The sequence below is a fragment of the Massilia eburnea genome, from assembly GCF_009720745.1.
Classification (GTDB): domain Bacteria; phylum Pseudomonadota; class Gammaproteobacteria; order Burkholderiales; family Burkholderiaceae_D; genus Rugamonas; species Rugamonas eburnea.
Genome location: NZ_WNKX01000045.1, coordinates 1 through 21,507 on the forward strand (window position 1 = coordinate 1; position 21,507 = coordinate 21,507).

17 protein-coding genes are annotated in these 21,507 nt (G+C 63.4%); 10 read left to right on the plus strand and 7 right to left on the minus strand.

Annotated elements, in window-relative coordinates; translation table 11 throughout:
• Positions 1 to 213: 213 nt before the first annotated feature.
• The 5 genes from GM658_RS27810 to GM658_RS27830 form a co-directional block, all read right to left on the minus strand.
• On the minus strand, positions 214 to 1,173 hold the full coding sequence (locus GM658_RS27810) for a hypothetical protein (protein ID WP_371865309.1): 960 nt from the start codon (positions 1,171 to 1,173) through the stop codon (positions 214 to 216).
• A complete protein-coding gene (locus GM658_RS27815; protein ID WP_170299025.1) occupies positions 1,174 to 3,474 on the minus strand; it encodes an LTA synthase family protein in 2,301 nt (766 codons plus the stop codon).
• Between the two features lie 8 nt (positions 3,475 to 3,482).
• On the minus strand, positions 3,483 to 4,511 hold the full coding sequence (locus tag GM658_RS27820) for a YaiO family outer membrane beta-barrel protein (RefSeq protein ID WP_155457366.1): 1,029 nt from the start codon (positions 4,509 to 4,511) through the stop codon (positions 3,483 to 3,485).
• 125 nt (positions 4,512 to 4,636) lie between these two features.
• Complete coding sequence (locus tag GM658_RS27825; protein ID WP_155457367.1) at positions 4,637 to 6,664, minus strand: sensor histidine kinase; 2,028 nt, start codon at positions 6,662 to 6,664, stop codon at positions 4,637 to 4,639.
• The gene (locus GM658_RS27830; RefSeq protein ID WP_155457368.1) at positions 6,661 to 7,344 is read right to left on the minus strand and encodes a response regulator transcription factor; all 684 of its coding nucleotides are present in this window, start codon (positions 7,342 to 7,344) and stop codon (positions 6,661 to 6,663) included. Before GM658_RS27830 ends, GM658_RS27825 begins: the two co-directional genes overlap by 4 nt.
• 159 nt (positions 7,345 to 7,503) lie before the next feature.
• Here GM658_RS27830 and GM658_RS27835 point away from each other — a divergent pair, with 159 nt between their 5' ends.
• Both GM658_RS27835 and GM658_RS27840 read left to right on the plus strand, forming a co-directional pair.
• Positions 7,504 to 8,715 (plus strand): SPFH domain-containing protein, encoded by a 1,212-nt coding sequence (locus GM658_RS27835; protein ID WP_155457369.1) that lies wholly within the window; start codon positions 7,504 to 7,506, stop codon positions 8,713 to 8,715.
• Between the two features lie 2 nt (positions 8,716 to 8,717).
• Positions 8,718 to 10,139, plus strand: a complete 1,422-nt coding sequence (locus GM658_RS27840; protein ID WP_155457370.1) for a hypothetical protein — start codon at positions 8,718 to 8,720, stop codon at positions 10,137 to 10,139.
• Here the strand turns inward: GM658_RS27840 and GM658_RS27845 are convergent, their stop codons facing one another.
• Positions 10,140 to 11,657, minus strand: coding sequence for a M20/M25/M40 family metallo-hydrolase (locus GM658_RS27845; RefSeq protein WP_155457371.1), 1,518 nt, complete (start codon positions 11,655 to 11,657; stop codon positions 10,140 to 10,142).
• Positions 11,658 to 11,832: 175 nt separating this feature from the next.
• Between GM658_RS27845 and GM658_RS27850 the strand changes: the two genes are divergently transcribed.
• From GM658_RS27850 to GM658_RS27885, 8 genes are read left to right on the plus strand one after another with little or no spacing between them, the layout of a single operon-like run.
• Positions 11,833 to 12,084 (plus strand): STAS domain-containing protein, encoded by a 252-nt coding sequence (locus tag GM658_RS27850; protein ID WP_155457372.1) that lies wholly within the window; start codon positions 11,833 to 11,835, stop codon positions 12,082 to 12,084.
• Positions 12,085 to 12,095: 11 nt separating this feature from the next.
• On the plus strand, positions 12,096 to 14,159 hold the full coding sequence (locus GM658_RS27855) for a chemotaxis protein CheA (RefSeq protein WP_155457373.1): 2,064 nt from the start codon (positions 12,096 to 12,098) through the stop codon (positions 14,157 to 14,159).
• Positions 14,160 to 14,169: 10 nt separating this feature from the next.
• Positions 14,170 to 15,792 (plus strand): methyl-accepting chemotaxis protein, encoded by a 1,623-nt coding sequence (locus tag GM658_RS27860; protein ID WP_155457374.1) that lies wholly within the window; start codon positions 14,170 to 14,172, stop codon positions 15,790 to 15,792.
• Positions 15,793 to 15,800: 8 nt separating this feature from the next.
• A complete protein-coding gene (locus GM658_RS27865; protein ID WP_229417105.1) occupies positions 15,801 to 16,271 on the plus strand; it encodes a chemotaxis protein CheW in 471 nt (156 codons plus the stop codon).
• The gene (locus tag GM658_RS27870) at positions 16,271 to 17,083 is read left to right on the plus strand and encodes a CheR family methyltransferase (protein WP_155457381.1); all 813 of its coding nucleotides are present in this window, start codon (positions 16,271 to 16,273) and stop codon (positions 17,081 to 17,083) included. Before GM658_RS27865 ends, GM658_RS27870 begins: the two co-directional genes overlap by 1 nt.
• 1 nt (position 17,084) lies before the next feature.
• Complete coding sequence (locus GM658_RS27875) at positions 17,085 to 17,594, plus strand: chemotaxis protein CheD (protein ID WP_155457376.1); 510 nt, start codon at positions 17,085 to 17,087, stop codon at positions 17,592 to 17,594.
• Positions 17,591 to 18,685: a protein-glutamate methylesterase/protein-glutamine glutaminase gene (locus GM658_RS27880; protein WP_155457377.1), complete on the plus strand. Its 1,095-nt coding sequence runs from the start codon at positions 17,591 to 17,593 to the stop codon at positions 18,683 to 18,685. The genes GM658_RS27875 and GM658_RS27880 overlap by 4 nt, the downstream gene beginning before the upstream one ends.
• The gene (locus GM658_RS27885; protein WP_155457378.1) at positions 18,686 to 19,951 is read left to right on the plus strand and encodes an EAL domain-containing protein; all 1,266 of its coding nucleotides are present in this window, start codon (positions 18,686 to 18,688) and stop codon (positions 19,949 to 19,951) included.
• On the opposite strand, the gene GM658_RS27890 is transcribed toward GM658_RS27885, so the two are convergent.
• Complete coding sequence (locus GM658_RS27890; protein ID WP_155457379.1) at positions 19,914 to 21,122, minus strand: hybrid sensor histidine kinase/response regulator; 1,209 nt, start codon at positions 21,120 to 21,122, stop codon at positions 19,914 to 19,916. The two genes, GM658_RS27885 and GM658_RS27890, sit on opposite strands and share 38 nt — an antisense overlap.
• Positions 21,123 to 21,507: the final 385 nt, after the last annotated feature.

Genomic DNA, 21,507 nt, shown 5'->3' on the forward strand with positions numbered 1-21,507 from the left:
CAGTGTGAAAGTAGGTTATCGTCAGGCTCTTATTAGAAAAGCCCGCTAGGCATGTGCCAGCGGGCTTTTTGCTTTTCTAAACCCGGTAAACCTGGGTCAGACCCAAGGGTCTGACCCTCTACGGTCTTCAGGAGGCAGGCTTAAATCTAGCCGAGAGGGTTGCGCAGACAGTGTCAGACCCTGCGGGTCTGACGGGGCGGCCATCCGACTGGGTTACCGGGTTGGTTTGGTCTGTTTTTCCAGCCACCGCCGGTAGCCGCGATAGTGGTGCACGACAAAGCCCCCGAACGCTTGCTGATTCTTGAAGTGCGCTTCTGCCGCCGCCAGTTCGCGCTCCATGTCAGCCTCGGTCAGATGGTTGAACGACACCTTCTGGATTTCATTCGGCGTCGTCTCAACACCAAGCAGTACGCGCTTTCCCGCCTTCATTCCATAAGCCATTTCATCGCTGGCATGGCTGATCAGGCCGTCCGGGCCATGCGCGTGATCGCGATAGTCCATCAACGCCACATAGTCGTACAGGTCTTGTGTGTGTTCGCTGACGCGGCGCCGTTTGCCTTGCCAGCTCAATTCAATACCGTCCCACCAGAATGGCATTGCGGGGCCAATATCAATGGCTTGCCCATAGCGCCGCTTCTCCGCCATGATGGCGGCGCTCATGTCCAGGAAATTGCCAAGCAGTTCGAGCTTCTTCGCCGACCATTCGTCCAGGATGTGCGGTTCGATATCGAGGTTGATGCCATCAAAGCGTTCGTCGGCCTCCGCCTTGGCGTTGTAGTCGAACACGCGGCGCACCATGGCAATAGCGAGGGCGCGAAATGACGGCAGGATGTAGCGTTCCGTTTGCAGGTAGCCAGATCCCAGGAGCGCATACACCTGCAGGCCGGCGCCGTGCAGCCGCTTGATGGTGGCCTTATAGCGCCGCGGGTCATCGACAATATCGTTGCGTTCCCTGAAGGAGTCGGCATACAGGTATACCGTTGTAATGCCGTGCGCTTTGAAAAACGCCAGTGCTTCCTCCACCGCTGAAGGGCGGTCCAGCATGGCGTAGCTGTCTTCTTCCCACGTCCAGATGGCCCGCGGCGCCGGCGCGGCGGATGCTTGCGTGTTGAGTGAAGCCGCTACCAGCAGCGCGGCAAGTGAACGACTCAGAGCGTGGCGTCCTGGTTTCACTTAGCGCGTAAATGGAATGTGATACTGCCCTTGTCCAATCGGCTTGCCTGTGTCGGGATGGGAAACAATGACAGAGGCAAAGTAATTCCCTGCTGGTAGTTTGAGCTTCATCTGCAGTTTCACTTCCGCGCCTGCATTAGATGCCAGTTTCGTCGCCTTGCCATAGGACTCGCCAAGTTCACGGCCGTTAGCATCGGTGACGACAAGCAGGGGAACGAATTCAGGCGAGTCGGAATCAGCGCGATTTGCGAATTGGGCGGATAGCCGCAATTCGTCTTCAACGACTTCGGCCTTTGCTTTCGAGACCCAGAGATTGCCAAGGTCCGCTGCCAGCGCAGCGGTTTGCAGCTTTCGCTTCGTCTCTTCGTAGCCTAGTGCCGGCGCTTCGAGCACCGCGGCAGGCACCAGCTTCTTGTTACGTTCAAGCGCTGCGTTGATCGCCTTGAATGCGCTGAATTGCGCAGCTGCTTTTTTCTTTGCGCCCTGGTTGTCGAGGAGATCGATTTCCATGCCATCGGCAATGCTGAAAAGCCTCCCCTGGCTCAACAATACGTTGCCCGAAATGTAGTCATTCAAGTCGGTCTTGGTTTGCTTGAGCGGGAACGCGTGTACATTGCGGAAGCCCGGCTCCATGTCCAGGCCGGAACCAAGCCAGCTTGCCTGCGCAGGCGTCTTCAGCCCGTATTGGTGGGAGAGGAAGGCCAGCAGCGAGGGCGTCACGTCAAACTGGGAGGAAATCGACCGGATGTGCTCCGGCGCCTTAAGCAAGGGCGAATAGACGATCAGGGGCACGTGATAACGTTCCAGATGATGCGACATCGGCAGTTCCGGCAAGCGGTGGTCGCCCGTAATGATGAAGATCGTATTGTCGTAGCCAGCCTGTTTTTTGGCTTCGTTAAAGTAGTGGCGCAGGGCGTCGTCGGTATACAGGATGCTGGCGAAGATCTTTGCATCGGCCTGGTAAGGTGCGCGCTTGTCGGCAGCGATTTTCAGCTGATCGAGGCGTTGCGTGACTTTCGCCTTGTATTCATCCAATTCAGGGAATGTGAAGGGGTCGTGCATGGTGACCGTCTGAATGACGGTCAGGCAGGGTTTGCAGGTATCGCTGCCGGCGAATTTGAGCTCGTGGTCAATCAGCTCGCGGTCCGCATAGCCCCATTCGTTCCCCCGTTTCACTCCTGGATCGAACTGCCCCAAGCCTGAGATAACGTCGGTGCCCTGGCGCGCCAGGAATTGACCTTGGTTGTCGAATTCGAGGTTGGTGCCCGTGAAGTAACGCGTGCGATAGCCCTGGCTGCGCAATATGCTCACCAGCGATGCGTGCGCGGGCATGTTCTTGCCCATGGAAGAAAAGCCATGTTCCCCATAAGGCAGTGAGCCGAGCAGCGAAGGCAGCACGCCAAATGTCCTGCCTTGCGGCGCGACGAAATTGTCCCAATACAGGCTTTGGCCCGCCAGCTCGTCCAGGAAAGGCGTAAAGCTGCCCAGCCGAGCGCCGGGGCCCGAGAACGAGCGACCCAATCCTTCAACAATAATCAGCACAAGGTTTGGCGGCGCTGGCTGTTGGTTGAAATATGGGCCAAGCGTATCCGGCGTGGTTTCGGCATGCACGAAAGGATAGGCTGCATCGGCGACGCTGCCGGGGGAAGCTGAAGGTACCGGGCGAAGCAGGTAATTCAAGTTGGCATCGGCAAAGAAGGCGGCTTTATTGGCCGTGATGCTACCGAGGTCCTGGTGTCCGTCGCTATCCGCTTCCAACTGGTTCGGCAGCAGGAAGAATGCCGGAACCGAAAGCGCCAGTACTGCAATCGCGTAAGGCGGTTTCCAGCCTGGGTTTTCAATGCGGTCTTTGCGCACGAGCACATAGAGCATCAGAGCGATCACGGCCACCATGCTCGCTGCCATCAGCAGGTCGGTGTCGCGATGGCCCGCCAGAATGAGCTGGAGTTCCTTCCACGAATAGCCAAACAGGTCTGAACCAAGCAGCACGCTGGTCGCGCGCTGATAAGCAATCAGTGCACCCTGTACGATGAGCAGCAGCGACCAGGTAACGCCAATCCAGGCCAGGCGCGCAACACGGTTCCGCATGGCCAGGCCAGGCAGCGACAGCAGGAATATGAAAGGCAGGTAGCGGACCAGCGCAAGCAGATCGTTGCCAATTGCAGGGAAAAGCAGGGCTCTGATCTGGCTGGCGTGTGTTCCCAGCTCGACCAGGCGCAGGATCGCCATGCCCATCACCAGGGCCGGCAGGTAAGTGAAGAAGCGGATAATTGTCGCTGTGAAGGCCTTCATCTGCATCATCCGTTCCATTACCAGCGGCGCGAGAGGCCGACGCTGATACTGCGCTCATTCGGCGCATTGGTGGAGCGCGACAGGCTGGCGCCAGCTTTGACACTCCAGTCCGGAGTCACGTAGCGGACGATGCTCACGCCGTAGGAATTGGTGGTCTGGCGTCCGGTGGACAGCTCGAGCTGTTCACCGCTGCGGCCATTGCTGTAATTGACTTCCATGTAATTGTCGGCGTCGCCCTGGTCGTAATAGCGCACCATCAGGCGGTCATTGCTGGAATGGGACCCAGTCGATACGATATTCTGGTGGCGCCAGCGCAGGTAGAAATTGCCGGTGTATTTGCCCACGCCCACCGAATACAGTTTGACGTGATCGTCAAAGCCAAGATCGTCAATGCCGCCGGACAGTTCCCAGCCGCCGTCGATACTCTGGAAGACCTCCGCGCGCCAGGAATTTGCCGGGAACAGGCGGCTGTTCGGGCCGCGCTGGTAGCGCACATTGGCGTACGCGCTGGACCACAGCGGCGTGTAGCCATCCAGGGCATAGGCCTTGTCGGTGAGACCGAAGCGGCGGGCATCGAGCACTTCAAAGCCGAGCGAGCCTTGCGTGAAGTAGTGGCGGATGCTGGCGGTGTAGTCGCGCCAGTTTTGATCGCCCACGTGGGTGCGCGAGGCGGACAGCCCGGCTGACCAGGTATAGCCGGCGGCTGTCGCCAGCTCCGGCGAAGGTGCGCGCCATCTCTGGACATTGGCCAGCGCAACAGTTACATCGGTGTAATTAGGCGAGGCTTCATGGGCAAGGCGCAGGTCGGCTTCCGCCTCGGCCCATTTCTTCATGCGCATATTGGCAGTTGCGCGGCCCAGCAGCAAGTCGGAATTCCTGGGCGACGCCTCGAGCATTTTGCTGAAGGCCTGGACTGCTTCCGGGTAGCGTTCGGCGTCGATCAGGGCCCGGGCGGCCTGGTATTGTTCGTCGTAGCCGGGCGTCTGGGCGACGGCGGTGCAGGCAATGGAGGTAAGGATGGTGAATGCGGCAAGTCTTAAGCGCATAGTGGATTCGATATTGGTCAACGTCGCCGGAGGGCGGCGTAAGTTGTCGGTGCGGGCATTGCTGCTTTGAGTGAGACTTGATATTACCGCAATTCGCCGCGGGCGAGCATGGCTTTTAACAATGGTCAGCTACCGGCTATGTGCAGCGTCAGGGTGAACTCGGCACCGCCCGCAACATTCCGCGCAGAGACGGTGCCGCCCATTTTGGCCATATAAGTCTTCACCACAAACAAGCCCTGGCCACGGCTGGCGCCTTCTTCCTGGCCGGAGACCCCATATTCGAACACCTTGTCGATCAGCTCGGGAGCAATGGATGCGCCTTCATTGCGGATCGACAGGCTGGCAGTCCGTTCGTCCGAGGTCAGCGCTATGGTGATCGGGGTGCCAGGGCGGCGGTGGCGGTTGGCATTGTTCAGGATGTGGGTTACCACGTCTTCCAGCGCATACGGATCAGCCTTGACCGTGGCCGGCGCCCCGCACTCATACTTCACGCCTTCGATGCCGACGCAAGGAGCGTTGGCTGCGACGTCACGCAGGAAGGCATCCAGGTCCAGCGACTCCAGCTGCAGCGTAGTCGACTGGAACGCTTCACTCGGGGAGGCTTGCCCGTAGAGGACACGCACTGCCTGCTGCATGCGGTGGATATAGCGTCCGCTCGGATCCTGCTCGCCGCCGTGCAGCGCCATCAGCGACTGCAATGGCGACATGATTTCGTGGCCGACGGCGTGCCACATATCGCGTTCCTGCTCGGCGCGGATCGCTTCCTTTTCCACGTCTTCGCGTACGCGGCGCAGCAGGTCGTGCAGGCAAGTGGCCAGCACGCCAAGTTCGTCGCGTCCGCGCAAGTCCGACAGGTCGAATTCATCCAGTGCGCCGGCGGTCTTGACCGAGCGCGCAACCTTGTCGGCGCGCCTGGTGAGAATGCTGATCGGGCGGATGATGCCTGCCTCCACCACCAGCCAGGCCACCAGCAAGGCGGCCAGGATAGCGCCGACAAACCAGGATACACGGGTAGCGACCACGCTCAGCGTATCGCTGACGCTGCGCGCGTCGCCATTCAGCTCAATCTCGAAATTGCCAAGCGGCGTTGGTACGCTGCTGCGGGTTTCCAGCGCTTTGATGGTGGTGTCGACTGGCAGGTGGCGCACCAGGGTAAGCAGGGCGTGCCAGCTTTGGTCGCCGCTGCCGCTGGCTCCCGAGAGCGAGAGGACTTCCTTGCCTTGCGCATCGCGCACCCTCAGGGTTTCGCCGGGCAGAAGCAGGGTTTGCAGGTCGCGCAAGGAGAACAGGGGCGTGGCCTGGTCGCGCTTTGTGTCCAGCAGGGCGGGGCCATCGCCGGGCGGCAGCAGCGCCACGCTGACATCGATGTTCGCCAGGTCTTCCGGCGGCCATGCGGGCCTGCTCTTGGCAAACAGGGCATCCTGCAGTACGCCGACCGGCAGCCGCACCGAGAAGAAAGCGTTGTGCGAGCAATCGGGCGCGCCTTCCGGGGTGCACACGGGGCTTTGCCAGATCCAGCCACGGAAATCCTTCACCGGGCGGGCGCGCGGCTGGCCTGCCTCGGCTGCGGTGTAGCCGGTCAGGCGCCCGCGTATGCCGCCGCTGGCGGGGTCGCCGGTCTGCTCGAAGGGCGCGATCCAGTGGTATTCCTGTCCCCGCAGGCTGATCTTCACGTCGATGCGGTGGGCCTGGTCGATCGCGATCTCGCGCAGTGGATGCGCCGCCAGCGGGGCGGAATTGAAGGTCCCCGCGACGTAGATAAAGCCGCCGGCCCAGGGATTGTTGCCGATGCCCACGCACAGCGTGCCTTTGTCGCCATACTGCGCCGCGCAGCCGGCCATGGCGATCGCCTGCTGCACCTTGGTCTGGTCATCGAAATCCAGGGCAGCGAAAGGCAACAGCACGGGATGCAGTCCAGGATTTTGTCCGGCGCGGGGATTCAGCAGGGCGAGCTGGCCGGTGGGATGGCGCAGGGTGGCGGCGATCTGCTCGCGGGTCTTGTAGAACGACTGTTCGTAAGCCTGGTAGCTGAGCTGTTTTTCCTGCTGCAGCACGGACACCGCCAGGCCGAGCGTGGCCACAGCCAGCAGGGGGAATGCCATGCGCAGGACGATGCGCAGGCGGTAAGGCGTCAGCGCCGTGAAGGGATTCATGCGCCGTCGGTCCAGCGGAAGCCGCGCATCGGGATGTTTTCAATGCATTCAAAACCGGGATCGATTTCGCGGAAGGCGTCGCGGATGGTGCTCACGTGCTTGCGGATGTTGTCGCGGTTGCGGCCGCTCTTCACCACCTCGAACAGGTCTTCATAGGATACGACCTGGCCGCGCTTTTCGAACAATGCAGCCAGTATGCGCTGCGCCGTCAGAGGCAGGTTGATGCGCTGGCCGCGCCAGGTGGGGGTGCGCTGGCGCAGCGGATCCATGGCCAGGTCGCTAGCCGGGGCCGCGGGCTTGCTGTCCTTGGCCGCGCGCAGGATTTCCAGGAAGGTGTCGATGAAATCCGCTTCCTCGAAGGTGGTCTTCTGCAGGTAGTCCCAGGCGTCGAGCGCCTTCATGATCGAGCGGTAGATAGCAGCCGGCATGGCCGACACCACCAGCACCGGGGTCGCATGGCGTTTGTTGATGGCGTTGATGATGGCGACGCCGGCATGGCGTTCGCGGCCCAGTTCAATGTCCAGCACTACCAGGTCGTAGTGTTCGCGGGCGATGGCTGCCTCGGCGTCGTCGCGGTTGAACCACTGGTCAACCTGGATGCCGGGGCGGGCCGCGGCGATCCAGCCTGCGAGCTGGTTGCTGGTGGGGAGATCGTCTTCAATGATGGCTACACGGGTCATGCCGGAAGTATGTCCCAAAAGGCCGTCCGCCGGCGTGAATTTTTCTTCACAGGCCGGAAGGGAGTGGGAGGGCGGCAGCGTTGAACCTTCGCGGCTAGTGGCGGGAAGATTGCTGTACCGGCGCTGTGCCGGGCCAACCTCTCCAGAAAGGCAATCATCATGAACAACCGGATCAGTACGATGCTGCAGGCGATTCGCTCGACGCTCGGCCGTGCTGCCAGCAGCATTCATTTCCCTGCCAATGTCCGTAAAGGCGTTGTGCTGCTCGGCGTCACCGGCGCCGTTGCTTACGGCATGGTTCAATTTCCTCCAATGCGCACGGTTGGCCGCGGCGAAGTGGCGGTGCGCACCAATCACCTGACCGGCGGCACCACGATCCTGCCGGAAGGCCTGGTGCTGTCCCTGCCGGGCATCCATGAAATGCGCACGCTGTCGCTGCGCGACCAGACCTATCGCCCGGCGGCTGCGGGCGAAACGCCCTTCCAGTCCGGCGAAGGGCTGTCGCTGGGCCTGGACATGTCGATCCGCTATGGCCTCGACCAGCTGCGCCTTGCCCAGTTTGCGCCCAAATTCCCGGCCGATATCCCGCGCGACGTGGTGGCGCCCGACGTGGAGGGCGTGATTTACAAAGTGCTGACCCGCTACACGGTGCGTGAAATCTTCTCCTCCAAACGGGCCGAAATCCAGCAAGCCATCGAAGCTGAACTGAAGCCCAAGCTGGCGGCCGACGGTATCGTGCTGCGCAGCGTCACCATCGGCAAGGTCGTGCTGCCGGAAGACTTCAAGGCCGGCATGGAAAAGCTGCTGGCGGAAGAACTGGAGTCCGAAAAAATGCGCTACACGCTGGAACTGAAAGAAAAGCAGGTGCGCCAGACTGCGCTGGAAGCCGATGCCGACAAAGTGCGCCGCGAAAAGGAGGCCGAAGCCGCCGCCTCCGAGCAGATCATCGCCGCCAAGGCGCAGGAGGAAGCGATGCGCCACGTGCTGCCGTTCAAGGAAAAGCAGGTCAAACAGCGCGAACTTGAGGCGGAAGCGGAAAAGACCGCCCGCATCAAGACGTCGGAAGGCAATGCCCAGGCCCGCATCATCGAAGCGGCTGGCGAAGCGGACTCGCGCCGCAAGCTGGCCGACGCCGAAGCCTATCGCCAGGAACTGGTGGGCAAGGTCGCCAGCGCCCAGATGGAACGCGACGGCGAGCTGTTGACCAAGCATCCGCTATTGATCCAGAAAACCATGGCCGACAAGCTGTCGGACAAGGTATCGGTGATCATCGCACCGCCGCCGGCTGACGGCGGGTTCATTGGCTCGACCCTGGTTGGCGCCCCCAAGACCGCCCACGCCGAGCGCATTGCCGCCAACTCCGGGGAATAAGCATGGCCATCTCGATGCTTGCCGCCGCAGTGTCCCTGGCCATCGTTACCCAGGACCAGTTGCCGCTGCGCGCGGCGCCACGTGAATCCGCACAGGCCCAGGCCGTGCTCTGGCAGGGCGACGCGCTGGAGGTGCGCGGTTCCCGCGGTGACTTTCTGCAGGTGTATGACCACCGGCGTGAGCGCGCAGGTTACGTGCGCGCCGCGCGGGTGCGACAAGTGGATCTGCAGCCCGCCGCTGCGCCGGAGCTGCTGGCTGTGATGCGCTTCCTGCGCGATACGCCGGGGGCGGAGGCGCTCGGTATCAGCTACGGCGCTGCCTACCTGAAGGCAGCCGCGCCGCAAGCCATTGACGCCGAGCCATTCGACGCCATCGGCGGCATGGCCGAGCGGCTGGCGGCGCGCGCCTCGGCCAAGCTGACGCCGCAAGCCGAAACTGCGCTGGCCGCGCACCTGGAAGTGGTCGCCAGCTACGGTTTGGCAATGCGCAGCTACGAACAGGATGGCAAGGTGCGCGTGTGCTATGACGGCGACGCCTTCCGCCGCGAGCTGGCTGCTGCGCCGAATGCCGAGCAGCGCGCCCGTGCCGCACTGGCGCTGAGCAATAGCGCCTGCATCGATCCGGCAATGGGCGCCGTACAGCGTATCGAACATGACCGCTGGCGCGCAGAGCTGCTCGATACCGTGGACATGGCCCGCCTGCCGGAACATGTGAAGAACCGCATCCATATGCGGCGGGCGGCGGTATGGTCCAGCGTCGCTTTCCAGCGCGCACGCAAGGGCGAGGATGCCGCACAGGCGGCCGGCCGCGCGGAACAGGCGCTGGCTGCAGTGAACAAGACCGAGCTGGCAGATGAAGACAATGCTGCCTACGCGGAAGCGGGCGTGCGCGTTGGCGCCGTACGCTGGGCGCTGGAAGCTGCGCCAGCGGCTCCGGCACAGGGCAAGGCGGCGCCGCAACTGGCGGTGGCTGCGGTGGCGGGCCGCACTGGCGAAACCTGTGTTGTCCTGCAGGGCGCGGGCAAGCAGCTCCTGAACCGCTGCACCTGGGGCGTGGCCTGGCTGGCGTCGGCGCGCGTCAATCCCCAGGGCACGGCCCTGGCGCTGGCGGTGCAGCCAACGGATGGCTGGCGCGAACTGTGGCTGTTCCACCGGCAGGGCGACGGATGGACGGTGGACGTGCCGCCGCCGGCATCCAGCGATCCCGATATCGGCTACGCCGAGTTCGCCGGCTGGGTCCCCGGCACCGCCAAGATGCTGGCGGCGCGCGAGGTGCGCGCGGAAGGCAGGTTCCGCCGCAGCTTTGAACTGCTGGACATGGCTTCGCTGGCGACCGAACGCAGCGCCGACAGGCCGGAATCGCTGTCCACCTTCTACAAATGGCAGGACCCGGCCTGGAAACGCGGAACGGTCAGCCTGCGCTGATCACTGCGGGTGGTAACTCACCTTCAGGTTGTACGTCGATGCCGTGTAGCCATTGAGCAGGACGTAGACATCGCCGTTGGCAGTCACGCTGGTGCTGCAGCTTTCGGTTGCCGTCGAACCGTCCGACTTGCAGGTGTAGCTGCTGGTGGTCGGCACCGATCCCTTGCGCACGTACAGGTCGACGTCGCCGGTGCCGGTGGTTTCAGCCTTGAAGGTGCCCACGCCGGCATGGAAGGGGCCGAAAGTCTTCTTCTGGCCCACGGTCAGGCTGCCGCTGAAATTCTCCACCGAGTCGGGCACGGTGACGGCGGGGCCGTCGCTCCCCAGCTCCACCGCATAGGCAGCCGCCAGCTGCGCGAACTTCAGCGCGAAGTTGGCGGTGCTGTCGGAGTTGGCCAGGGTGTCGTTGGCGCTGTGGATGTTCGGATTGTCTTCTCCCATCAGCGCTTCGAACGGTATCGAGGCCGGGTAGCCCTGGTTCTGCCACGAAGCGTGGTCGGAGCAGGCGTAGCCGCAAGAGCTGTAGCCCACGGTGGTCGCCGGCATATAGGTCGACAGCAGGGAGGCCAGGAAGGTGTTCTGCTGGCTGTCCGTATAGTCGGTATAGATCCAGACGTCCTTCGCCGAGCCGTGGTAGTTGGTCATGTCCAGCTGCAGGACGCCGACTACGTTCACATTGCTGGCCTTGAAACTGGCGGCGATGTCCTTAGAGCCAAGCAGGCCCGCCTCCTCAGCCGCGTAGCCGATGATTTTCAAGGTGCGGCGCGGCTTGTAGCCGGCGGCGATCATGGCGCGCACGGCCTCGGTCAGGCTGGCGACGCCGGACGCATCGTCATCCGCGCCGGGAGAGCGCGAAGTCTCGCCATTGCCGCTCATATTGATCGAATCCAGGTGGCCGCCCATCACCACCATCTCGGAAGCATTGTCGCTGCCGTTGATGGTCATGATCACGGACTTCTGGCTATAGCCCGAGTGCGTGAATTGGCTGACGCTGATATCGCTGCGGCCGGCCGCCATCGAGGTCCACTTCTGCGCCAGCCAGTTGGAGGCATTGGCGCCGTTGGTGGTGCGGTAATAGCGGTTGGCGAAGTTCGACATATCCGTGATCGTCTGCGCGATATTGGATGCCTGCAGCGTTGGCAGGATGCCATTGACGGCCGCCTGGTTATCAATGGTGTAGCTCGGGCGGCTGGCGGCCAGCGGCTGCACGGCGCCAGCCTTGGCCAGCGCCCGGCGGCCTTCCTCTTCACTGGCATGCACGATGAAACCACCGCAGCGTTTCAATTCCTTGTGGATGGCGGCCGACAGCTTCAACATGATCTCGTCGTCGACCTGCACCAGGTGGACCTTCTCCTTGCCCTGGCCCTGCTTGCTCTGTTTTGCGATGGCCTGGGGCGCTGTGGCTTGCAACTTGGCGTATGCCGCGTCGCCCAGGGTGATCCAGGTGCCGGGTGCTGCATGTGCTGCGCTGGCTGCAAAGAGTCCTGCGGCCAGTACTACTGGGGTGAATCTCTTCATGTCTGCTCCTTTGCGCAAAAAAAAATGCACCCGGGGCGGGTGCATTTGTCAAAAATCTTAGCAGATTGGAACCTGCGCACGATTGCGTTTGCGCAAGCGGATGCGCGAATAGTGACGCAATGCAACTCCACACGGCAGGCTTGCCAGTCATCTGGCATGGGCATACGATGGCTGCATGGCGCTGCTCTTCATAGAAGGTGATCTCACCATCCGTCGCGTGCAGGAAATGAAAGACGTGCTCCTGGCACGCCTGGCCCAGTCGCAGGCGCTGGAAGTGGACCTGGCCGGGGTGACCGATATCGACACAGCCGGCGTCCAGTTACTGCTGATGGCGCGGCGTGCCGCGCAAGCCAGCGGCAAGGACTTGCGGCTGTCTGCATACAGTCCGGCAGTCGCCGCGCTGTTCGGACTGCTGCGTATCCGCTAGGAAGGCACCCCATGGACCTGGACGAAGGCTTGCAGGCGTTTGTCACCGAGGCGGGGGAATTGCTGGCTGAAATGGAAGCCGGCCTGCTGAACCTGGGCGATCCCGGCGCGCGCGAAGAAGCGGTCAACGCCATCTTCCGCGCAGCACACACCATCAAAGGCACGGCGGGCCTGTTTGCCCTGGATTACATCGTCCTGTTCACGCACGCGGTCGAAAGCGTGCTGGAAGAGGTGCGCAATGGCGCGCTGGCGCTCGACGAGAAACTGGTGGCGCTGCTGCTCGATTGCGCCGACCAGATTGGCCTCATGGTGCGCGATGTGGAGCGTGGCGGAACCGGCGACCTTGGCGAGCATTGCCTGCCGCAGCTGGAAGCGCTGCACGCATACCTGGCGCCGCCTGCCGCCGCGGCGGAATTGCCTTCCCCGCCAGCGCTGGACACCGCCCAGGCCCGCCCAGCCGGCAGTTGGCTGGTCTCGCTGGAATTCGGCCAGGACGTGTTCCGGCAAGGCATGGACCCCGCATCGTTCATCGCCTACCTTGGCCGCCTGGGCCGCATCACAGCGCTCGCCACGGTGGAAGAAGGCCTCCCGCCGCCAGATCAGATGGACCCGCAGAGCTGCTACCTCGGCTTCGAACTTGTTCTCGAAACGGCCGCCGATGCGGAGGAGATCAGCAAGGTCTTCGAATTCCTGCATGACGAATGTACGCTGCGGCTGCTGCCGCCGGGCAGCAGCAACGACGATTACCAGCGCCTGGCCGGCGCCCTTCCGCTGCATGGCGCGGCAATTGCGGAAGTGCTGCAGGCGAGCGGGCTTGGGCACATTGCGCCGCCTGCTGCGACTGCACTGCCTTTGACGGCATCGTCTACGCCCTTGCGTGCGGTCCCTGCCGAGGGGACGGCCCATTCCCGGCCAGCCGACAGCCGCACCATCCGTGTCGATGCCGAGCGCCTGGGCCAGTTGATCACGCTGGTGGGCGAATTGATCACCGCCAGCGCGCGCACGCAAATGATCGGCAGCCGCATCAAGGACAGCGAGCTGCAGGACAGCACATCGGCGCTGGCCGGCCTGGTCGAAAAAGTGCGCGACAGCGCACTGCAGCTGCGCATGGTGAAGATCGGCGCGACGTTCAACCGTTTCCAGCGCGTGGTGCACGACGTGGCGCGCGAGATCGGCAAGGACATCCGCCTGGTCCTCAGTGGCGAAGACGTGGAACTGGACAAGACCCTGGTCGAGCGCATCGGCGATCCCCTGACCCACCTGGTGCGCAACGCCATCGACCATGGCATCGAGCCCGCTGCGCTGCGTCGCCAGCGCGGCAAGCCGCTGCAGGGCACCGTATCGCTGAACGCTTTCCACGATTCCGGCAGCGTGGTAATCGAAGTCGGCGACGATGGCGGCGGCCTGCAGCGGGAACGCATCATCGCCTGCGCCATCGAGCGGGGGCTGCTCGATCCGGAGCATCAGCCCAGCGACAGCGAGGTGTTTGCCCTGATCTTCGAACCGGGGTTCTCGACTGCGGGGCAGGTCACCAGCCTGTCAGGCCGCGGCGTCGGCATGGACGTGGTCAAGCGCAGCATTGAAGCCCTGCGCGGCAGCATCACTATCGAAAGCGAGCCGGGACGCGGCACGACCGTGCGCGTGCGGCTGCCGTTGACGCTGGCCATCATGGACTGCATGCTGGTCACGGTCGGCGCCTCGCGCTTTGCCATCCCGCTTGGCGCGATCGAAGAGTGCGTCGAATATGAGCGCGAGGGTGGGCGCGGTTTTGTTGACCTGCGCGGCGAAGTCTTGCCTACGGCCTGCTTGCGTGAACTTTTCCGTCTGCCCCATGCCGCGCTGCGCCGGGAAAGCGTACTGGTGGTGCGCCACGCCGGGCAGCGCGCCGGCCTGGTGGTCGACAGCCTGCAGGGCCAGTGCCAGGCCGTGATCAAGCCGCTCAGCCCTGTTTTCAGCGGCATTTCCTGCCTGAGCGGATCGACCGTCCTTGGCAGCGGCGAGGTGGCGCTGATCCTGGACATTCCGGCCCTGCTCAGGCAATTGCAGGCGCGGCCATCGGGAAACCTGGCAGCATAGGAGCGATGCGATGCAGCGAAAACTCACGGTGGGAATGCGCCTTGGCTTGCTGGTCGGGGTGCTGGTGCTGATGTTGGCGGGCATAGGCTATGCCGGCATGCGCGGCATGGAATTCAGCAATGCGCGCTTGAAAACGACTTACGAAGACCGGACGCTGGCGTTGATCTACCTGGGCAAGACCAGCGAATACATGCTGCGTAGCCGGCATCGCATGATCATGGCTGCCGCCGCGGCCAGTTTGCCGGAAGTGGAAGTTGCGCAGCAAGGCGACGCCGCGCACCTGGAGCAGATCCGGAAAAACTGGAGCGCTTATATGGCGACCCAGCTCACGCCCGAGGAGCAGCAGCTGGCGGCGCAATATACGGCGGCCTGGAATGCCTGGCAGGACACGCACAGCGCCATCCTGCAGAAGGCACGGGCAGGCAAGCATAAGGAGGCGCTGGTGGACGCCCGCGCGGCCGATGCGCAGTTCCGCACCGTACTGGCAGCCATGACAAAACTGGTCGACTTGCAGGAACGCGTGGCGCGCGAGGAATACGAATCCGCCACGGCGCAAACTGCGGCCACCATGCGCACCAACGCCATGCTGCTGGGCGGCGGCATCCTGGCCGGCATCGTGCTGTCCGTGTGGATGATCCGTAACCTCCTGCGCCAGCTGGGCGGCGAACCGGATTACGCCGCCCACATCGTGCAGGAGGTCGCCCAGGGCAACCTGGCGGTGCAGATCGACTTGAAGACGGGCGACAAGGGCAGCCTGCTGGCATCGATGAAGCAGATGGTGGAAAAGCTGTCCGGCGTGGCGTCGGAGGTGAGCAACGGCGCGCTGGCGCTGGCTGCCGCTTCGGAGCAAGTCAGCGCGACGGCGCAATCGCTGTCGCAGGCCGCCAGCGAGCAGGCCGCCAGCGTCGAGGAAACCAGCGCCTCGGTCGAGGAGATGAGCGCGTCGATCGGCCAGAACACCGACAATGCGCGGGTCACCGATACCACCGCGTCCAAGGCTGCCGGCGAGGCGGGAGAAAGCGGCGAAGCGGTGCGCAGTACGGTGAGCGCCATGCGTGATATCGCCAAGCGCATCATGATCATCGACGATATCGCTTACCAGACCAACCTGCTGGCGCTGAATGCCGCCATCGAAGCGGCGCGCGCCGGCGAGCATGGCAAGGGTTTCGCCGTGGTGGCGGCGGAAGTGCGCAAACTGGCGGAACGCAGCCAGGTAGCAGCCCAGGAGATCGGCGACCTGGCAGGAGGCAGCGTGGATGTGGCCGAACGGGCTGGCGGCCTGCTCGACGCCATGGTGCCGGCCATCCAGCAGACATCGCGCCTGGTGCAGGAGATCGCTGCGGCGTCGGCGGAGCAGGCCTCGGGCGTCAGCCAGATCAATATGGCGATGGGCCAGTTAAGCCAGACCACCCAGCAAAACGCGGCCGGCGCCGAGGAGCTGGCATCGACCGCCGAGGAAATGAGCAGCCAGGCGGAGGAACTGCAGCATCTGATACGCTTCTTCCGGGTGGCGCCGGCCAGCTCTCCAGCCAAGCGCACCGCCGAGCCGTTGCGGCCTTCCGGCCCGCGCGCTGCGCAGCGACGCCTTTCGCGCCTGCCCCAAGTGGACGAGAGCAACTTCACCCGCTTCTGAGGATGGAAATGGATGCCGAGCACCAGTACCTGAGTTTCCGCCTGGGCGAAGAAACGTTCGCGCTCGGCATACTTGCGGTGCGTGAGATCATCGAGTACGGTGGCGTGACCGACGTCCCGATGATGCCGGCCTGCGTGCGCGGCGTGATCAACCTGCGCGGCGCGGTGGTGCCGGTGCTGGACCTGGCCAGCCGCCTGGGCCGCGGCCCCAGTCCGATCGGCCGGCGCAGCTGCATCGTGATCGTGGAAAGCGGCGCGCCGCCGGAACAGCAGGTATTGGGCTTGCTGGTCGATGGCGTCAATGCGGTGCTGGATATCGACGCCGCCCAGATCGAACCGCCGCCGGGTTTCGGCGCCGGGCTGCGCAATGACTTCATCGCGGGCATCGGCAAGGTCAATGGCAAGTTCATCATCCTTGTCAGCCTGGAAGCCGTGCTCAACGTGCCGGAAATCGCCGCCATGGCAGGAGAAATCAATTGATGCAACCGGTGTCGCCCCTGACAGACCGCGAATTCGTGCAGTTTCAGCGCTTCATCCATGATGCGGCCGGGATTTCCCTGTCCGACGCCAAGAAACCGCTGGTGTCGGGCCGTCTGGCCAAACGCCTGCACCACCTGCAGTTCAATAGCTACAGTTCCTATTTCCAGCTGATCGCGAGCGGCCAGGCGCCGGAGGAAACCCAGATTGCCATCGATTTGCTGACGACGAATGAAACCTATTTCTTCCGCGAGGCGCGCCATTTCGAGCACCTGCGGTCCCTGCTGAAGGAGCGCAAGCCTGGAAACGGGCCGTTCCGCGTCTGGAGCGCCGCTTGCGCAACCGGCGAAGAACCCTATTCGATCGCCATGGTGCTGGCCGACATGCTGCCGCCGCAAGGCTGGGAAGTGCTGGCTTCCGATATCAGTTCGCGCGTGCTGGAGGCGGCTCGCCGGGGCCACTATCCGATGGCGCGCGCTGCCCAGGTGCCGCCTGACTACCTGCGCCGCTTCTGCCTGAAAGGTATCGACGTGGAGGAGGGCACGCTGCTGGTATCGCGTGTGCTGCGTGAATGCGTCGAGTTCGCCCAGATCAACCTGAATGCGGCGCGGCTGCCGGCGGTGGGTAAATTCGACGTGATCTTCCTGCGCAATGTGCTGATCTACTTCGACGGCGAGACCAAACGCCGTGTGGTGCAGCGTGTGCTGGACTGCCTGCGGCCGGGCGGCTACCTGTATATCGGGCATTCGGAGAGCCTGCATGACATGGGCTTGCCGCTGCGTGGCGCCGCCCCAGCCATCTATCGCAAGGAATGATATGCGCACCGGCGACTCCTTCGAAGTCTACCTGCTGCCTGGTGAGTATTTCGTCGGCGATGCACGCTACCGCATCCGCACGGTGCTGGGCTCCTGCGTCTCGATCACGCTGTGGCACCCGCGCTTGCGGATTGGCGCCATGTCGCACTTCCTTCTGTCCGAGCGCGAGCCCGGGATCGTTGGCGAGCATGGCGCCGGGTTGAGCGGGCGCTATGGCAGGGATGCCATGGCGCTGATGGTGGCGCAGTTGCAGGAGCGGGGAGTGCGCTTGCGCGAGTGCGAAGCCAAGATTTTCGGCGGCGGCACCATGTTTCCTTCGATTGAGGCAAGCCAGCACGAAGCAATCGGCCACCGCAACGGCGTGGCGGCTGAAAAGCTGCTGGCCGAATACGGCATCCCCGTGGTGTCGGAAAGCCTGTTCGGCACCGGGCACCGGCATATCCTGTTCGACGTGGGGACGGGCGATGTCTGGGTGCGGCAGAGCGAAGCGGCGGATACGGGAGGAGCATGAAGCAGATCAAGGTCATGGTGGTGGACGATTCGGCCGTGGTGCGCCAGGTCCTGAGCGGCCTGCTGGGGAGGGAGCCGGACATGCAAGTCACTTACGCGGTGGCCGACCCGATCCTGGCCAGTGAGCGCATGCGCCTGCAATGGCCGGACGTGGTGGTGCTGGACGTCGAAATGCCGCGCATGGATGGACTCACTTTCCTGCGCAAGCTCATGGCCGAGCGGCCGACGCCGGTCGTGATCTGCTCTTCCCTGACCGAGAAATCCACCCGCACTTCGATGGAAGCCCTGGCATCGGGCGCGGTGGCGGTGGTGAGCAAGCCCAAACTCGACCTGCGCCAGTCGCTGCACGAGGGCTGCGACGAGCTGGTCGCAGCCGTGCGCAGTGCGGCCCTGGCCCGTGTCCAGCCGGCTCCCTCCATGCGTGCGCCGGCTCCGCCCGTTGTGCCAGCGGCCAAGCTGACGGCCGATGCAATCCTGGCGCCGATGGGAGACGCGCCGGCGCCAGGGCGCGGCAATGGGCGCGTGGTGGCGCTCGGTACTTCGACCGGCGGCACGCAGGCGCTGGAGCGGGTGCTGACCGAACTGCCGCCGCAAACCCCCGGCATCGTCATCGTGCAGCATATGCCGGAACAATTCACCGCCGCCTTCGCCGAGCGCCTGAATGGGTTGTGCCAGATCACCGTCCGGGAAGCGCGCAACAACGATCCGGTGCTGGCGGGGCAGGCGCTGATTGCACCGGGCGGGCGCCATATGCTGTTGCGGCGCGGCCCGTCCCAATATTTCGTCGAGGTGGTCGACGGCCCGCTGGTCAATCGCCATCGGCCATCGGTCGATGTGCTGTTCCGCTCCGTCGCCAAAAGCGCGGGCGCCAGCGCGCTCGGGATTATCATGACTGGCATGGGGGACGATGGGGCGGTCGGCCTGCTGGAAATGCGCCAGGCCGGCGCCCGCACGCTGGCCCAGGATGAGCAAAGTTGCGTGGTGTACGGCATGCCAAGGGAGGCCGTCCGGCGCGGCGCCGCCGAACGCAGCGTGGCACTTGATGCAATCAGCCGGGAAATCCTGCAATATGGCGGTGTCAACGGAGGATGAATGAGGGACTTCAGCGCAAGCATCGCCTTGATCGTGGAGGACAGCGCCGTGCAGCGCGAGCACGTCGCCGGCCTGCTGCGCCAGATTGGCTTTGGCACGGTATTGCTTGCCAATGACGGTATCAACGCCCTGCGCACGCTGGAGCAGCGCGGCGCGCCGGTGGACCTGGTGCTGACCGACCTCGATATGCCGGGCATGGATGGCGTGGAGCTGATCCAGCAATTGGCCAAAGGGCGCTGGTCCGCCAACCTGATCGCCGCTTCCGCCAACCAGCCGCGCCTGCAAGAGGCGGTACGCAGCCTGCCGCCCGGCGGCGCGATGCGCCTGCTGGCGACTATTTCGAAGCCGGTGCGGCTGGAGGCCTTGCAGGACTTGCTCCACCATGCGCCAATGCTGGCGCTGACCGAGCTGGAACGCGACGAAGTGGTCGATGGGGCGAGCATCATGGAAATCGAAGCCGGCCTGGCATCCGGAGAATTCGTTTCCCAATATTGTCCGCGCGTGGCGCTCGACAGCGGACGCCTGGTCGGCATTGCGGTACGCGGCATATGGCGCCACCCGGGGCGCCAGGATATGGACGTCGCCGGCATTCTCGCTGCGCTGGATGGTGATATTGAAACAGTCGGCTCCATCATGCTGGCGCTGGCCAGCCAGGCCGCGGCGGATTTGCATGCCTGGCTCGAAATGGGACTCTCGGCCATCAAGCTGTCGATTCCCTTGCCGGCGGAATTGCTGCGCGACCTGGGCGAGCTGGGCCGGCTGGTTGGCGGCATCCAGGCGCAGGACGTCAAGCCAGGCAGCGTGTGCTGGGAGATCAGCGAGGCGGTGATCGCCGCCTGCGAGCCGGAGGTACTGCACAATATCGAGCGCCTGAACCTGCGGGGGTATGGCCTCGGCGCCGTACATTGCGGGCGCTACGAGGCGGCGACACGCGACTTCGCATGCTTCCCTTTGTCGGAAATCGCAATCGACCCGCTGTTCGTGCACGAGGCGGCCCAGCGCAGCCATCGGCGGCCCCTGATTGAAGGCTTGCTGGCCACGGCGGGCAAGCTGGGCGTACCGGTTTGTGCCGACGGTCTTGAGAACGTCGACGACTGGGCGTTGATGCGTGAGACGGGATGCGCCACGGGGCAGGGCCCGCTGGTCGCAGCAGCGATGGATAGCGGCGAATTCGTCGAGTGGTATAAACATAGCCGCCAGCGCATGCGCGACCTGGCGGCGTATCACCCTAGCGGCGTGGAGCCTCAAGTGGAAGGGACAAAGTAAAGCAGGTCCCGTGGCCCTCCTCGCTGCGGACCGTTATGCGTCCGCCCAGGATCTCGGACACGATGCTGTGCACGATATGCAGTCCCAGGCCCGATCCGCCCACGCCCATCTTGGTTGTGAAGAAAGGATCGAAGATGCGTTCCTGGTTGGCGTGACTGATGCCGTTGCCGTTGTCGCGCACATGGAGGGCGACCCAGTCCGGCTTCTCATACTCCGCTACCAGTTCGACCTCGCCCTCGCTGCGGCCATCGAAGGCGTGCATGATGGCGTTGTTCACCAGGTTGGCGATCACCTGTCCCAGCGGGCCGGGGTAACTGTCCATCATCAGTTCATCCGGAACCTTCTGCACCACCTCGAAAGGCGTGCGCCGGATCGATGGCAGGAGCGTCAGCACATTCCCTGCTACCACTTCGGCTAGCAGGAAGGTTCGGCGCTGGGTGCTGGTCTGGTCGACTGCGACCTGCTTGAAATTGGTGACCAGGTCGGCCGCGCGCTGCAGGTTGCGCATCAGGATCTCCGTCGTGGTGCAGGCATTATCGAGGTAGCCCACCAGTTCCGAGCGGCGCATGTTCTCGCCTTTGCTGAAGTGTTCTCGGATATCGCCGGTCTGTGCTTCGAAGGTACTGGCCACCATGAGGCTGTTGCCGATCGGTGTATTCAATTCATGGGCGATGCCGGCCACCAGCGAGCCGAGGGCCGCCAGCTTTTCCTGATGGACCAGGTCTTCCTGCGCACGGGCCAGCGATTGGTAAGCCTGTTTCAGTTCACTGTTTGCCCGGCGCAGGGCGATATGGGTGTTGATGCGCGCCAGAACTTCCTCAACCTGGAACGGCTTGGTGATGTAATCGACGCCGCCAACCGCGAAGCCGCTGACAATCTGCTTGGCGTCGCTCAGGCCCGTCATGAAGATCACGGGCACGTCGCGCGTCTGGGCATCGGCCTTCAGGCGGCGGCAAGCTTCGAAGCCATCCAGGCCGGGCATCACGATATCGAGCAGGATCAGGTCAGGTTCCGCCAGTGCGGCGCGCATCATGCCTTCGCGGGCATCGTGCGCCAGCACCACAAGAAAGCCATGGTGGCTCAGGTGGTCGAGCAGGGCAAGCAGCAAGGTCGGCGAGTCGTCGACGACCAGGACGGTTGGCGGACGGGGGCGAGCTTGTTCAGTTTGCATCCCAAACCTTTTTCACGTGTAGCCCTTGTCAGGGTGAATTCGGTTTGCTATAGTTCTGTCCCTCGCAACGCAGCGCTGACAAAACAGCGAAGCGAAACGAGAAAAAGATGGGGTTGACGAGTTGCACGCTGTACCGCATAATCTCGCTTCTCTGCTGCTGACGAACACAACGCTTCGTCGACAAAACAAGCAGCGATCTTTAAAAATCAACAGTCGATAAGTGTGGGCGTTTGACGATATGCCCAGGCCTTCGGGCCTGATGCTCAAAATATACGTTATAACGCTCGCACAAAATATATTAAACGTAATCTCGAAAGAGATTCGTCAGTATTTTGAGTGAGTGACCTCGGTAGCAATACCGAAAAACAGAGATTGAACTGAAGAG